Raw genomic sequence first — 15,001 nt, forward strand, 5'->3', positions numbered from 1 at the left:
GAAGGGGTGCCGAGGCACCCCTTCTTCGTTGCGGGAGAAGAAAAGCCCGGGCGAACCCGGGCAATGAACTGCTGGCAGGCAGGAATCGCTACGGCGCAGTCGTCGTCGTGAAGGTGTCGGTAACACCGCCGATGGTTAGCACGGTGTGCGTAGCCGTGCCCGGCTTGGACGATGAGGTGTGGCGGACGAAGACCTGCTGGCCCGCCAACAGTGTCCCGGGCGTGCTCTTCCATTGCCCGGCCACCAGATTGTTCGTCAATCCACCCAGCGTGACGATGCGATACTCGCCTCCTACGATCGAGATGGTCGCAGCGCTGACGTAACCTTCCGGCGTGACTCCTGCGGACTCGATCAAGGTCGATTTGGCGACGTTGGTCTTGTCGACGAAGCTGAACTGGTTGGGCTGGCCGTCCGTCAGCGTGCCCAGCGCCATGGCCGTGGTGGAGGAAAAGTCGTCGCTTACGGTACCGATCCTCAGCGTGGTGGTGGTGACCCTGCTGGCGGCATTGGCGGACTTGTGCCGGACCCAGACCTGGTGCGTGCTGCGGTCGATGAAGCCTGCTGCACTGCTCCAGGGACCATCGTCGACACGATATTCCCCACCGGACACCGAAATGGGCGCACGGTTGTTCATGCCCTTGATGGTTACCGGCCCCGCCGTGATCTGGTCGTTCCAGCGCACGTTGGTGACGTCCGTGAAGTTGAATGCATCCGGCGTGATGTCCGCCACCGCAGTACGGTTCCGATAACGGGATGCAACTCCCCCCACTGTCACCGTTGTCTCGGTCCAGGTCTCGCCATCCCAGGATGTGCGATGGCGAACCTGCAGCGTCTGACCCGGAAGGATGGTTCCGGGCGCACTCTGGAAGGCTCCGCCATTGATGGAGAACTCCGCCTCTGGCCCCGACACGGCCACGCTGGCCGGCGCATCGTAACCAACGGGGGTCACGACATTCGAGGAGAACAGGATGCCAAAGTCGCTGTTGATGATCGAGTTGAAGGACAGCGGATCTGGCACGCTGTCCGGCCCGCTGGCGGCATAGACACGGATCGGCAAGGTCGTCGAGGCCGGCAAGCCGCTGCCGTCCTTGACCGTCAGCGTGACGTTGTAGAGCCCGCGGGCGGCAAAGCTGTGCAGGGGCGCATAACGGCTATCCTTGGCTGTGCCGTCGCCGAAATCCCAGAGATAGGTCAGCGCCGTGCCTTCGGGGTCGCGCGAACCTTCTGCCGAGAATTGCACCGACAAGGCGGCGTTGCCCTCGGTCTTGCTGGCGCGAATGATGGCGATCGGTGGCGAGTTGTCGGCATCGGAGTAGCTGCCGGAAATGCGGTATTGCCCAATGCTGCCGTAGTCCGAATAGCCGGGCGCCGGATCCAGGTCACCTACCCCATCGATCGCAAGGTAGTAGGTTCCACGCTGCAGTTCGACCGAGAGGCTGGCACTGGTGCCAACGGGATCGTTGTGCTCCGCCACCAGGGCTCCGCTGCTGTTATAGAGGCTGGCGACGATGTCCATCATCGGCGTTACCTCGGCAGGATCGACCCTCAGCGTCAGCCTTCCAGCTCCGGCAGCGAACTCGAAGAAATCGACATCGCCCGGGGTTTCGATAATGCCGCGCTGCTTGATCTGGAAGAGCCCGCCGGCCCCGAGCGTTGCCACCAAGGGCGCAGCAGTACCTCGGCTGTTGCCGAAGTCGTCCGCGCGCACTGTCACGCCGTTGGCGGCCATCGTCGCGTAGTCGTCCGGGTTGGCCTGGCCGGGATTGCTGAAACCGGGGTAGCCGCCCATGCTCCATTGAACCACGCTGGCGAAGCCACTTCCCATGATCGGCGACCAGGACGTCGCGCCGCTGCCGTGACCGGCGTAATAGGCATTGTTGGTATCGCCGTCATGCCGCAGGCCCAGGTTGTGGCCTACCTCGTGGCTCGCCGTACCAGCGATGGAGGCGCTGCTCGGTCCGGGCCAGCCGTCGCTGGGGCGCGGCGGCGAAACGAAGACCCAGGCGGGCTGGTAATAGCCGTGTGGTTCGGGGTCAATCGCGGTATTGGCATCGTAGGCGTCGAAGGCCCCGACGGAGGCAATGCTGCGGCCCTGCGTTTTCTGTGCAACGGGATTGTTGATGGGGCTCGTGAAAACAGCCCGAGTACCGTAGCGATCGTCGGCGGCGTTGTCGCGCGTGATATCCGCCTGCGGCGGCTCCTCGGTGGTGACATCGACGTCGAAAGCGGAGTAGGTCTCTGCCACGCCCTGCCAGACACGCTGAATCCAGGCGCGCTCGGTGTCACTGAAGGTAGCCGGGTTTCCGTCGGTGTCGTAAGGCACCGCGGTAGCCGCGTTACCGTCGTTCCAGGCCGTGCCAGCCGGAAGGTTGTAGCCGTTGAAGTCGAGGTAGATCACGCGGCTGCGGCCGCTGGTGCTTTGCCGCTTGCTGTGCAGCTTGAAGGTATCCGCCAGCGGCGCCAGCAGCTCCCCCGCCGATTCTGCCGCCGTAGTTCCGGCACTTTCGGACATCTGCGGCTCGACGTAGAACAGATGTCCACGACGATCAAGCCACAGCGTCCGGTCCTTGCGGAGCAGTTCCAGCAGCTTGTCGGCCGGCATGCCCGCACGCTTCGCAACGACCTCGCGGTCGGCTTGGTTGAGTGCCAGGAACCCAGCCTCGCCGTTCATCGCCCGGGGCAGAAGATCCTTCAGCAGCATTTTCGGAGCACCCAGCAGGTTCTTGATCGCTCCTGCTTCTGCTGCCGTTGCGGGAAGCGCGGCGGCCCCGCTGGCGAGCCCCAACCCTAGCGCCACCACCCCCAACAAGCATTGCAGACTCTTGTTTGGCCCCTTCATGACGTCCCCTTTTTGGTCTTTGCCAGTAGTGGCCAGAACCTAGCGAGGGGAACCTCAGACAGTCTTCACGTCCGGTTCATGAAATTCCAACGGTTTTCCAACGGCGTCCATCGACCAAGCGGAAAATCCAATGAAATCAGATGCCGCCACCAGCAGCGCGCGAAACGCGCTGCGCCTCGATCACGAGTGGCGCGCCGGGTGGAAGTACACGCCGTAGATGCTCCAATGCCTGTCGGGAGGCTATCCGCGCCTCCCCCGGCCGCTGCAGGGCAAGCAGCATCCGGGCCCGATGCAGCTCGTAGCGCCCTAACGGGACATCCGCACCCGGAGCCTCCACGCTGACGGCGCGCACCAGTTGGCGAAGCACCTCCTCCGCCTGGCTCCATTGGTGACGCCCCGCCAGGATGAGGGCCTGCAGGTTCTGCAGTTCGTAGCGATCGTAGGGATCCGCCTCCACCTGGCGTTCAAGCGCAAGCCCCTCCTGGATTCGCAGCAGTGCGGCTTCGGCGTCCCCACCCGCGACCTCAGCCTGAGCCAGGAAACGCAGTGCGGTCAGGCGCTCGCGGCTGTGGTGGCCATAACGGGCGGTGACCGTGTCCAACTGCTGCCGTTGCAGGGCGATGGCATCGGTGTGTCGCCCGGCATTGGTATAGGCCACACCCAAAGCGCGTCGCGCATTCCACAGGTACGGATGGCTATCGCCGAAACTCGACGAGAAGTTGAGGATCGCCCGCTGCAGCAGGGGAATCACCCTGGCGGGTTCGCCACCGTATTCCAGGCCCTTGCTCATCTGCAGGAACAGCAGCGTCAGTTTCGGACTGCCATGCCCATGGATGCGTTCCAGGCCATCGAGCACCCGCTCGAACTCCGTCAGTGCCTCGTCGGGATTTCCGGCGACGCCCACCAACGAGGCCCTGGAATGGCTGATCCGCAGGACCAGGGGATGACCTGGCCCAAGCCTCTTCCTCGCGTCCTCTAGGACCGAATCGATGGCGCCGCCGCAGTTGCCCCCACGGATGATGCCCGTCCTCCGCCAGCACCTGATGCTATCCAGAGCGACGCGGGCGATGAAACCCACCTCCGGGTGTGGATGCCCCGCCGCTGCCTCTGCATCGTACTGGCGCTGCGCCACCGCCTCCATGCCCTCCATACGTGAAGGGGTCAGCGGCAGGTTCACCAGCAGCTCTTGCAGGGCCAGCCGGGTCGCTTCTGTTTCCACGGCCGCGGGGCCCAACTGCTCGGCCAGCGCGGCTTCGGCCGACAACAAGAGGGGCACGGCCTTCTCTTGCTGGATCAGCGCAGCATAGGAGGTACCCAACACCCGCTGCAGCGAAGCATGCATCAGGGGTTGACCGGCGAAGCGGGCATCGAGGGACTCGGCGGCCCGATCCAGCAGCGTGCCGATGGTCACGTCGGCGGCATGGCCGGGAGATCCGTTGGCGGGCGCCAGCAAATCCTTCGTCAAGAATTCGGTGACCGCCGCGGCGACGGTCGCACTGCGCCGCTCCTGTGCCACGGCTTGCCGCAAGCTCCAGGCCAGCCAGCTCGTGACTACCAGGCCCATCACCAAGACGGCGGCCAGGGCGAGCAGAGGGCCGCGGCGCGCCCGCGCCAGTTGCAGTGCACGTTCGGCCAGTGCAAGTCGCTGCCGTCGCTGGTCTTCCTCTTGCTGCCGGGCACGCCGAATCTCGAGGTTGCGCAAGCGTCGCAGCAGCTCACCTGCATCGCTGAGCCGCTGCGCCGGATCCAACTGCGAAGCGGCGGCGATATCTTGGCAGAGCAGCACGTCGCCGACCCTGGCTTCCCAGCCCGGCCCCATCGGGTGCGCCATATCGCCGGCCAGGACCTGGTAAGCCAGTACGCCTAGAGCATAGGTGTCGGATTGCAGGCTGGGCGCGGCACCGGCCAGCAATTCCGGCGCCCGATAGGGAGACGGCTCCAGCACGTGAGCCGTCTCTGCAGCCGGCTCGCCGCTGCGCGCTTCCGCGGCCCCCAGTTCGGCGAAACCAATCCGCAGCCCCGACACCGGGTCGCGTGCCAGCATGAAGCTGTCGGGACTGAGTGCGCCGTGAACGACTCCGTATGAATGGAGGCAAGCCACTGCCTCGACCAGCCGCAGGACTCCGTCCATGGGCGCGATATCCCCGCACGCGAACTGTGCGAAGGCTTCCCGCAACCCGACGTCAGCATGACCCTGCAGGACAATGTGGAAGGGTGCGGCTTCGAGATGTTCCTCAATAACCACGGGGAGGGGAGTTGCCGTTCCGAGGCGTTCGTACAGATAACGGCTGACCGTCACCTCCCTTCGCAGCAGATCCACGCCCCGCCCGCTACGCGCGAGCTTGAGCCTCCTCAGCTTTCCCGCTTCCTCGACCTGCGGTTCCCAAGCCTCCCATATCTCGATATCCGGACCGCGCGATAGCAGGCGTTCCAGTTGCCAACCGGGCGGCCGCTGCGCCGATGGTTCGTCGTCGGGCAGCGGGGTGCTCTTTTCCTGAGGCAGCATCTGCACGGCGCAGGCCAGCCGGTAGCCGTAGCCGTGTACCGTCTGCAGTAGTTCGCCTTCGGGATCATCGATGGCGCTGCGCAGCTTAGCAATACAATTGGTAAGGGCTCCGTCCGTCACGATCCGGCCGGACCACACGGCATCCAGCAAATCCGACTTCGTCAGCAATTCACCCGGACGCTTGAGGAAAACGCGCAGCATCTCCCGCGGCTTGCGCTCCAGCGTCACCAGTTCGCCCTTGACGCGAAGCTCGCCGCTGTGCGTGTCGAAATCTACCCCGGCAAATCGCCAACGAGGCGCCCATGCAGACGCCTCGCCTCCGCGTTGATCGATACTTTCCCCCATGGCCCCTAGGCTCCCACAGTCCGGGGCGGCATTCGACGGCCGCTACCCGCTATTCTTACGGTGCCTACTCTAGCCCTGTGCCTTGCAAAATGCTTCCCCTAGGGGGTTCGGCGAACCGGACTTCCCCGGTTCGCCGGTGCCGGTCACAACGATTTGTATTCCGTAGTGCCGCCTGACATCGCGAACTCCTCTTCCGGCGACAGCACCAGCTTGTGCCGGCCGATCACCGCGAAGTAGGCGATGCCCACCGCGAACCAGATCGCCACGCCGATCACGCCGGCACGGTAGACCGGGTCGGCCAGCTGGAACCAGATCGTCACCAGCGCCAGGCCGATGGTCAGCGCCGCACCGGGAATGCCGAAGGGGCTCTTGTAGGGCCGCACGATATCCGGGAACTTGCGGCGCAGCAGGATGAAGGAACTGGCCTGCATGATGTAGGAGATCATGGCGCCGAACACCGCCATGTTCAGCAAGGTGCCACCGATCAGCGTGGCGCTGTTGTCCGCGCCATACCAGATCGACAGCATCACCAGCAGCGCAACCGTGGCACCGGCGATCATCGCAGCATACGGCGTCTTGCGGGTGCCATGGGTGATCGACAGCGGCCTGGGGAAGTAGCCGGCGCGCGACAGCGAATAGATCTGCCGGCCCTGGGCATAGATGATGGTGTGGAAGCTCGCGATCAGGCCGATCACCGCCACCAGCGCCAGCAGCTTGGCGATGCCGTCGCCGTAGATCGCCTTGAAACCATCCAGCAGCGGCTCACCGGAAGTGGACAGCGCAAAGGCACCGTTGGCCACCGATGAGTTAAGCAGCAGGATCATGAAGGCCGACACGATTAGCGTGCACATGCCAAGGATGATGCCCTTGGGCATGTCGCGCTTCGGGTCCACCGACTCTTCCGCCGCCAGCGGCAACTGCTCGATCGCCAGGAACAGCCAGACCGCGAAAGGCATCGCCGCCAGGGCTCCCATGAACCCGAACGGCAGCCAGCTACCGCCACCTTCCGGCAGCTCCACCGGCTTGCCGTCGAGCCCCACGCCGATGTTCAGCGCCCAGCGCGAGAAGTCCATGTTGGGGATGGCACTGATCCAGAAAGCTACCAGGCAGGCCAGGGCTGCCACCGTCACCGCCAGCGTCACCTTGAAGGACAGCTCCACGCCGATCACGTTGAGCCCCACGAAGAAGATGTAGCAGGCGATCCAGTACACCGGCTGGAAGGCTTCCGGTGTGCCGAAGATCGAGCCGAGATAGGAACTGATAAAGAACACCACCACGGCCGGCGTGATGACGTACTCCACGTTCTCGCAGAGCCCGGTGATGAACCCGCCCCAGGGTCCCATCGTGGCGCGCGAGAAGGAGTAGGCTGCACCGGTATGCGGCAGCGCCGGACTCATCTCCGCTATCGAGAAGGTCAGGCCCAGGTACATGATCGCGATCAGGATCGTCGCGATCAGCATGCCGCCCCAGCCTGCCGCCCCGAGGCCGAAGTTCCAGCCGGAGAAGTGGCCGGAGATCACCGCGCCAACGCCCAACGCCCACAGCGATGCCACGCCGGCATAGCGCCGCAGGCCGCGTTTCTCGAAGTAACTGCTATCTACCGACTGGTAGGTGACGCCACCCTTCTGCTCGCTCATTGCCCAGGCCCCTGTTGGAATCAAGTGGAGGAGCCGGCGCACGCCGCTGCAAGCCCGATCGTGCGCCGGCCTTGACGTTATGGGTTCAGCAAGAAGGGTGCCGGGAGAAAGCGGCCATTCCTGCCTCCAGACGGTGCATGAAAAGCCCTGTGGCGCGGCTTTTGCTCCTCGCGATCCCTTAAACTGAACGCCGCGACACTCCCTCTCCAGAGCCGAACAGAGCCATGATCAAGCGTGTTGTCTTCAACCAGAAAGGCGGCGTGGGCAAGACCACGATCGTCTGCAACCTCGCCGCCATCGCCGCCAGCCGCGGCCTGCGCACCCTGGTGATCGATCTCGACACCCAGGGCAACGCCACGCAGTACCTCACCGGCAGTGCGCCGCTGCAGCCGGACCGCACGATCGCGGATTTCTTCGAGGCCTCGCTGTCGTTCTCGCTGACGCCGCCGGCCTTCGTCAGCTATGCCAGCGGCACCGCCTTCGACAACCTCGACGTCATCGCCGCCTCTCCGCGCCTGGACGAACTGGCGATCAAGCTCGAGTCCAAGCAGAAGATCTACAAGCTGCGCGACGCGCTGAAGAAGCTCAAGGGCTATGACGCGGTCTTCATCGACACGCCGCCGGCGCTCAACTTCTACTCCCGCTCCGCGCTAATCGCCGCCGACCGCGTGCTGATCCCGTTTGACTGCGACGAGTTCGCGCGTCAGGCGCTCTACACGCTGCTGGACAACATCCAGGAAATCCGCGCCGACCACAACGAGGACCTGGAGATCGAAGGCATCATCGTCAACCAGTTCCAGTCGCGCTCCCGCCTGCCGGCGCGCCTGGTCGAGGAACTGAAGGCCGAAGGCAAGCCGGTGCTGGACTGCGCCATCGGCACCTCGATCAAGGTCAAGGAATCGCACGAGCAGCACAAGCCGCTGATCCACTTCGACCGCGGCCATCGCATCACCCAGGAATACCTGGCGCTGTTCGACTCGCTCAGATCCGCCTGAGGCGGCGCCCGCGATGATCCTTGCCCTGCGACTGGCCCGCTACGCGCCCACCTGGGCCGTGGCAGAGGCCGCGGGGCTGGATTTCCTCGGCGCCGAGGAGCGCGAGCGGGTCGGTACGTTCAAGGCCACGGCGCGGCGCGAGCAGTTCATCGCCGCGCGCTGGATGGCGCGCCGCCTGCTGATCGAGCAGCGCGGGGGCATTCCCGCCGACTGGGAATTGGGCGCCATTGCACACACGCCGCCGCGCCTCGTGCGCGGGCCCGATCCGGCTCTGCACGTCGGCCTCTCGCACAGCGGCGACTGGATGGCCTGCGTCATCTCCACCCTGCCCGTGGGCATCGACCTGGAAACCGTCACCCGGCCGCGCAGGGTCGCGCCGCTGGCGCGGCAGTCCTGCAGCGCGGAGGAACAGGCCTTGTTGGCGACGCTGCCGCCCGAGCAGCAACTGGCGGCGTTCTACCGCATGTGGACGCAGAAGGAGGCCTGGCTCAAGCAGCGCGGCCTGGGCATCGATTTCTCGCTGATGCGAGGACTGCGGGTACGCGACGCGGCGGCGGGTGAGCCGGTGAATGGTCTGGGCTACTTCGATGCGGCGGCGGGATTGCGTCTTGCACTGAGTGCGGAGAGCCTTCAACCCGGGCAACGCATGGAGACCAACGGTTTGTCGTTCGTCGAAGAGACCTGGTGGCTGGAGCAGACGGCAAGCTAATCAGCGAAGCCCCAATTCCGTCATGGCGGCGAAAGCCGGCATGACAAGGAAGACCGGAAGAACAAAAAAAGGGCCGCTTTCGCGGCCCTTTTCGTTTGCAGCGGTGCTACTTAGTGGAACTGCTCTTCTTCCGTCGAGCCGGTGAGGGCCTTCACGGAGGACGAGCCGCCCTGGATCACGGTGGTGACGTCATCGAAGTAGCCGGTGCCGACTTCCTGCTGGTGCGACACGAAGGTGTAGCCCTGCTCGCGAGCGGCGAATTCCGGCTCCTGCACCATGTTCACGTAGTGCTTCATGCCCTCGCCCTTGGCGTAGGCCTGGGCGAACTGGAACGTGTTGTACCAGTTGATGTGGATGCCGGCCAGCGTGATGAACTGGTACTTGTAGCCCAGGTCCGACAGGTCCTGCTGGAACTTGGCGATCTGGCTGTCGTTAAGGTTCTTCTTCCAGTTGAACGACGGCGAGCAGTTGTAGCTCAGCAGCTTGCCCGGGCACTCCTTGTGCACGGCCTGCGCGAACTCGCGGGCGAAGCCGATATCCGGCACGCCGGTCTCGCACCAGACCAGGTCCGCGTACGGCGCGTAGGCGACGCCACGGCTGATGGCCTGCTCCAGGCCGTTCTTCACGCGGAAGAAGCCTTCCTGCGTGCGCTCGCCGGTGAGGAACGGCTTGTCGTTCGGGTGGTAGTCGGAGGTGATCAGATTGGCAGCCTCGGCGTCCGTACGGGCCAGCACGATGGTCGGCACGCCCAGCACGTCGGCGGCGAAGCGGGCAGCGATCAGCTTCTCGACGGCTTCCTGCGTCGGGACGAGCACCTTGCCACCCATATGGCCGCACTTCTTGGCAGCGGCCAGCTGGTCTTCGAAGTGCACGCCGGCGGCGCCGGAGACGATCATGTTCTTCATCAGCTCGAAGGCGTTCAGCACGCCGCCGAAACCGGCTTCCGCGTCAGCAACGATCGGCAGGAAGTAGTCGATGAAGCCCTTGTCGCCGGGGCCGATGCCGCGGCTCCACTGGATTTCGTCGGCGCGGGTGAAGGTGTTGTTGATGCGGCGAACCATGGTCGGCACGGAGTCGTACGCGTACAGCGACTGGTCCGGGTACATGGTTTCGGAGGTGTTGCCGTCGGCGGCAACCTGCCAGCCGGACAGGTACACGGCTTCCAGGCCGGCCTTGGCCTGCTGCATCGCCTGGCCGGCGGTGATCGCGCCGAAGGCATTGACGTAGCCCTTCTTGGCTTCGCCGTTGATCAGCTTCCACAGCTTCTCGGCGCCGCGCTTGGCCAGGGTGTGGTCAATGGCAACGCTGCCGCGCAGGCGGACGACGTCGGCGGCGGAGTAACCACGCTTCACCAGCTTCCAGCGGGGGTTGGTCGCCCAGTCCTGCTCAAGGGCCTTGATCTGCTCGTCACGCGTCGTCATTGCAACTGTCCTCTCGGTGAAAAACCAATGATGAAGAAAAAATCCACGGGGTGGCCTCGCGGCCGCCTCAGTTCAGGTACTCATAGGCCGGCAGCGTCAGAAAGTCGCCGCACTGGCTGGCGGTGCTCATACGCGCGAACATGCCAGCGGCCTCGGCGAAACGGCCCTTGTAGTAACGCTCGTCGCCGAAGGACTGGCGCAGGCCGGCCAGTTCCTCGTCGATCATGCCCAGCACCAGCTCACGGGTCACGTTGCGGCCGTCGGCCATCTTGGCGTTGTACTTCAGCCACTGCCAGACCTGCACGCGGGAAATCTCCGCAGTGGCAGCGTCTTCCATCAGGTTGTGCAGCGGCACGCAGCCGTTGCCCCTGATCCAGGCCTCGGTGTACTGGATGCCGACGTTGATGTTGTTGCGCAGGCCGGCCTCGGTGATCTGGCCCTCCGGCAGCTTCAGCAGATCGTCGGCCTTGATCTTGCGCTCGGCGAACTTCTTGTCGATCTGGTTCGGCTGCGGCATGTGCTCGTTGAACACGTCCATCGCGACCTGCACCAGGCCCGGGTGCGCCACCCAGGTGCCGTCGTGGCCGTTGTTCACTTCACGCAGCTTGTCGGCGCGGACCTTGGCGAACACTTCCTCGTTCTTGGCCGCATCCTTGGTCGGGATGAAAGCCGCCATGCCACCCATGGCCTGGGCGCCGCGCTTGTGCGTGATCTGGCACAGCAGCTTGGAGTAGCTGTCCAGGAAGTGCTTGTCCATCGTCACGCCCAGGCGATCCGGGATGATGCGATCAGCGTGGGCGCGGTAGGTCTTGATGAAGCTGAAGATGTAGTCCCAGCGGCCGCAGTTCAGGGCAACGATGTGGTCGCGCAGTTCATACAGGATCTCTTCCATCTCGAACGAGGCCCAGATGGTCTCGACCAGGACGGTGGCCTTGATGGTCTTCAGCGGAATCTTCAACTCGGCCTGGGCATCCTTGAAGATGCTGTTCCACAAGCGGGCTTCCAGATGCGACTGCATCTTCGGCAGATAGAAGTACGGGCCGGAGCCGCGCTTCAGCAGTTCCTTGGCGTTATGGAAGAAATAAAGCGCGAAGTCGACGATGCCGCCCGGGGCCGGCTCGCCGTCGATCAGGATGTGCTTTTCCAGCAGATGCCAGCCGCGCGGACGCACGATCAGCGTGGCGATATCCTTGTTGAGCTTGTATTGCTTGCCCTCGGGCGAAGTGAAGGCGATCTTGCGACGCACGGCGTCGTACAGGTTCACCTGGCCCTCGATCATCAGATCCCAGGTCGGGCTGGCCGAGTCCTCGAAATCCGCCATGAAGCACTTGGCGCCCGAATTCAGGGCATTGATGATCATCTTCCGGTCCACCGGACCGGTGATCTCGACACGGCGGTCCTGCAGATCGGCCGGGATGCCGGCAATCTTCCACTTGCCGTCGCGAATCTTCTTGGTTTCCTTGAGGAACCCAAGCTTGAGCTTGCCCACGTCGATCGCGGCCTGGCGCACGTCGCGATAGGCCATCAGCACTTCGCGGCGGGCCGCGTGCTTGCGGACCAGTTTGGCAACGAACTTGAGCGCGTCCGGCGTGAGGATTTTCCTGGCGGCCGGGGACATCTGGCCGAGGACCTCCACGCCTTTCACTGCACTCATTCGAGCCTCGTCTTTTGTAGGGTTGAAAAAAGCCGCGGAAGGATACAGAACGCCCCTCTTTATTGCAATGCAACAGAAACATCCACGCAGATGCGAAACATGGCGGTGCACAAGCGTTCGGAGACCACTTCCCGCACTCCGGCGCGAAGATTGCTCGGAATGAGAAAAACCTACAGAAAATGTCGATTTTGGTCGCGCTGCGTCACCTTCGGCTCTACACTGGCAAGCTGTTGCGGCGGTTGATTCCATTGAAGAAGTGTTCACATCGAACCAGGGAGGGTTCATGACTCAGGCGGTCCCCGCAGGCAGCTTCCAGGTCGCCCTCACCGGCCGTCGCCTGAGTCCCGTCACCGACGCCGACCTGCTGCTGCGCCTGCGTGAACAGTTCGGCCTGAACGACGAGCAGGCCGTGCAACTGCTGGTGGGCCCCCTGATCGTCAGGCAATCGCTGGAAGTGAAGTTTGCCGCCAAGGTGGCCAGCGCCTTCCGCGCCTGCGGCATGGAGGCGCTGGTCGAGCCCATGACCGGAGTGCCTCCCGTGGGACTGGTCGAGCACGCCGAAGCCCCTGCCGCGCCCGAGCCCCCCCGTTCTCCGGCTGCCGCGCCTGCGTACTCCGCCTCGTCGGCCACGCCACTGGCCGCACTGGAAGCCCTGGCCTCCCAGGCTCCCCCCAACCGCCTGGACCTGGACCGCGAGCGCCAGATCCAGCGTGGCGGCCTGCTGGTGTCCGGCGTCCGCAGCGCCTACGTGCTTGTCGTCACCCTGGCGGTGGCGGTCTAGGCCCTGGCCCTGCTGCGCAGTGTGCTGTCGCTGGACGACCGCGCTATCTTCGACTCCCTCTACTCTCTGCTGGTGCCGGGCCTGGGCGGCCTGACGTTGATAGGCCTGCTGCTCTGGCCGCTGTTAGCTCCCCGCAAGCCGTTGCCCGGCCGGCTGACGCTGAGTCCCGCGCAGGAGCCAGAATTCTTTCGCGCCCTTGCCGGCCTCTGCACCGCTCTGGGCGTACAGGCGCCCGGCGAGGTCATCGTCGACGGCGAGGCCAGCGTCGGCATCAAGCCCATGCCGGGAGGCCGGATCCGGTTGCGCATCGGCCTGTCGTTGCTGGCCAGCCTCAATGCGCGCGAGATGGTTGGCCTGATCGCACAGCAACTCGCCCTGCAGGCCGGCGGCCCGGGGCTGCTGCGCGTCATCGAGGTGCAGCGCTGGCTGCAGCAGCGCGCCTATGATGCGGATCTCTGGGATGAAGCCCTGGCACGCCGCCAGGAGCGCACGGACTCGGGCGCGGGGCGCACCCTCGGCCGGATGCTCCTGCTGAGCCTGGGTGTCGGCCGCCTCTTGATGGCCGGGCTGTACCGCCTGAGCCTGCTGCTGGGCGCCAGGGCGCTGCGCGTCGCCAGCCATGAGGCCGACCGGCGCACCGCCATGCTGGTGGGCAGCCGTCTGTTCCCGCTGATGCTGCGCAACCAGCGCGCCGTCGAGCAGGCGGCCGACGAGGTCCGCGCGCTGGCCGCCTCGCGGTCGGCCAATCCCGGGCAGCAAATGCCGGAAGACCTGTTCGAAGCCATCGCCGCACAGTTCCGCTCCATGGATACCGCGAACCTGGCCGCCATCGATGCCGAACTGGACGGCGAGCATCACGAACTCTCGCCCGGCCGCCCCTCCTGGAGCGAGCGGATCGCCCGCGTGCAGCAACTACAGTTACCTCCGGTCTACGCCTCGTCCCTGCCGGCACGCCTGCTGCTGGAACAGTGCGAGCTGTACGGCCTGAAACTGAGCCGCGACTGGTACGAACGCGAGGGCCTTGCGGCGCCCGCCATCACGGCCTCCGCGCAGACCGGGCTGACGCCGGCCATGCGCGCCGCACGCGAGATGCAGCGGGAGACGCTGGAGCGCTACTTCAACGGCCAGTTCCGCCCTTGGCCGCTGCTGCAGCCCATGCCGCCTGCGGATGCCAACATCAGCGGCCTGGGCTGGCAGGGCACCATCGACACCCTGCGCCGGCGCTCACCCGAAATGACGCAGGACTGGGTGGCGGCTGCGGAATGGGAGCGGCGCCGGGCACCGCTGCTGCTGGCCGCGGGCCTGGCGATGAAGCCTTCGCATTTCGGGGTCAGCGGTTACGACCACCTGTCCCAGGCCGATCTCTGGCGCCTGCTGGAACAGGTGCGCCGCCGCGACACCGACGCGCACCATCGGCTGACGGAAGACCTGAAACTGCATGCCTTCCGCATCGACTGCGCCATTCGCGCCCTGATGGACCAGGAACACCTGCAGGCCGAGTTCCTGCGCACGCTGCTGCAACGCCTGCACGAGATGGAAAGCGATGCTGCCATGCTAGCGGAACTGCAGCGCTCGGTGCTGGCACTGCAGGCCATCGCGGCCAACGGCGAGCATCCGGATGCCCAGAAGGACCTGAACGAGGCTCTGCGGCTGTTCCGCGGCCACGCCACGCGCCTGCTCAACAGCGGACACAGCGCCGCGCAGACCGTGCTGGAAGGTGGCACTGTCAGCGGCTACCTGCTGTTGCGCTGCCCGCTGGCCGGCCCGGAGCGCATGACCGACGCGGCGCGCTACCTGCAGGATGCGGGCGGCATGGTGGATGCGTTCCAGGAGATTTACCAGGCGGCACTGGGCGAACTGGTTGCGCTCTGCGAGCGAGCCGAGCGCGCCTGCGGCATCCAGCCGATCCGCCGCATCGACCCGATGTCGCTGGGACTCTAGAGCCCTGGCATCACAAAAAAAGGCCGCCCCAGGGCGGCCTTTTTCACGGATCTGACCCGTCCTGCCCAGGGTTGACACCTTTTCGAAGTCGAGAAGGAGAGTCAAATGGAATCAAGGGTTAAGAGGACGCAGCGCGATTACACGATGGCCTTTAAGTTGGCGGTTGTGGATCA

The 15,001-nt window shown here is 65.0% G+C and carries 9 protein-coding genes; 4 read left to right on the forward strand and 5 right to left on the reverse strand.

All coding sequences use genetic code 11. The annotated features are described in order from the left end of the window. Positions 1-88: 88 nt before the first annotated feature. The 3 genes from QT386_RS18790 to QT386_RS18800 form a co-directional block, all read right to left on the reverse strand. Entirely contained in the window at positions 89-2,839 is a 2,751-nt protein-coding gene (locus tag QT386_RS18790; protein WP_289275284.1) for a PKD domain-containing protein, read from the reverse strand. Positions 2,840-2,975: 136 nt separating this feature from the next. Further along, positions 2,976-5,690: a winged helix-turn-helix domain-containing protein gene (locus QT386_RS18795; RefSeq protein ID WP_289275285.1), complete on the reverse strand. Its 2,715-nt coding sequence runs from the start codon at positions 5,688-5,690 to the stop codon at positions 2,976-2,978. Between the two features lie 143 nt (positions 5,691-5,833). Next, on the reverse strand, positions 5,834-7,327 hold the full coding sequence (locus tag QT386_RS18800) for an amino acid permease (RefSeq protein WP_289275286.1): 1,494 nt from the start codon (positions 7,325-7,327) through the stop codon (positions 5,834-5,836). A 227-nt stretch (positions 7,328-7,554) separates the two neighbouring features. Here QT386_RS18800 and QT386_RS18805 point away from each other — a divergent pair, with 227 nt between their 5' ends. Next, positions 7,555-8,322 carry a ParA family protein gene (locus QT386_RS18805; protein ID WP_367401464.1) on the forward strand — a complete coding sequence of 256 codons (768 nt, stop codon included), beginning with the start codon at positions 7,555-7,557 and terminating at the stop codon, positions 8,320-8,322. 13 nt (positions 8,323-8,335) lie between these two features. Next, entirely contained in the window at positions 8,336-9,031 is a 696-nt protein-coding gene (locus tag QT386_RS18810) for a 4'-phosphopantetheinyl transferase superfamily protein (RefSeq protein ID WP_289275288.1), read from the forward strand. A 110-nt stretch (positions 9,032-9,141) separates the two neighbouring features. Here the strand turns inward: QT386_RS18810 and aceA are convergent, their stop codons facing one another. Both aceA and aceB read right to left on the reverse strand, forming a co-directional pair. After that, the gene (gene aceA, locus QT386_RS18815; protein WP_289275289.1) at positions 9,142-10,452 is read right to left on the reverse strand and encodes an isocitrate lyase; all 1,311 of its coding nucleotides are present in this window, start codon (positions 10,450-10,452) and stop codon (positions 9,142-9,144) included. 67 nt (positions 10,453-10,519) lie between these two features. Next, the gene (aceB, locus tag QT386_RS18820) at positions 10,520-12,106 is read right to left on the reverse strand and encodes a malate synthase A (protein WP_289275290.1); all 1,587 of its coding nucleotides are present in this window, start codon (positions 12,104-12,106) and stop codon (positions 10,520-10,522) included. 283 nt (positions 12,107-12,389) lie between these two features. Here aceB and QT386_RS18825 point away from each other — a divergent pair, with 283 nt between their 5' ends. Both QT386_RS18825 and QT386_RS18830 read left to right on the forward strand, forming a co-directional pair. Then, positions 12,390-12,887, forward strand: coding sequence for a hypothetical protein (locus QT386_RS18825; protein ID WP_289275291.1), 498 nt, complete (start codon positions 12,390-12,392; stop codon positions 12,885-12,887). Positions 12,888-12,908: 21 nt separating this feature from the next. Then, entirely contained in the window at positions 12,909-14,828 is a 1,920-nt protein-coding gene (locus QT386_RS18830) for a hypothetical protein (protein WP_289275292.1), read from the forward strand. The last annotated feature ends 173 nt before the right edge of the window (positions 14,829-15,001 follow it).

This window comes from Solimonas sp. SE-A11 (assembly GCF_030345715.1).
Lineage (GTDB): Bacteria > Pseudomonadota > Gammaproteobacteria > Nevskiales > Nevskiaceae > Solimonas_A.

What these genes read in the sequence shown, in the direction of transcription:
- QT386_RS18790 (WP_289275284.1), bottom strand. Translation starts at nt 2,839, where the DNA reads ATGAAGGGGCCAAACAAGAGTCTGCAATGCTTGTTGGGGGTGGTGGCG.
- QT386_RS18795 (WP_289275285.1), bottom strand. Translation starts at nt 5,690, where the DNA reads ATGGGGGAAAGTATCGATCAACGCGGAGGCGAGGCGTCTGCATGGGCG.
- QT386_RS18800 (WP_289275286.1), bottom strand. Translation starts at nt 7,327, where the DNA reads ATGAGCGAGCAGAAGGGTGGCGTCACCTACCAGTCGGTAGATAGCAGT.
- QT386_RS18810 (WP_289275288.1), top strand. Translation starts at nt 8,336, where the DNA reads ATGATCCTTGCCCTGCGACTGGCCCGCTACGCGCCCACCTGGGCCGTG.
- aceA (WP_289275289.1), bottom strand. Translation starts at nt 10,452, where the DNA reads ATGACGACGCGTGACGAGCAGATCAAGGCCCTTGAGCAGGACTGGGCG.
- aceB (WP_289275290.1), bottom strand. Translation starts at nt 12,106, where the DNA reads ATGAGTGCAGTGAAAGGCGTGGAGGTCCTCGGCCAGATGTCCCCGGCC.
- QT386_RS18825 (WP_289275291.1), top strand. Translation starts at nt 12,390, where the DNA reads ATGACTCAGGCGGTCCCCGCAGGCAGCTTCCAGGTCGCCCTCACCGGC.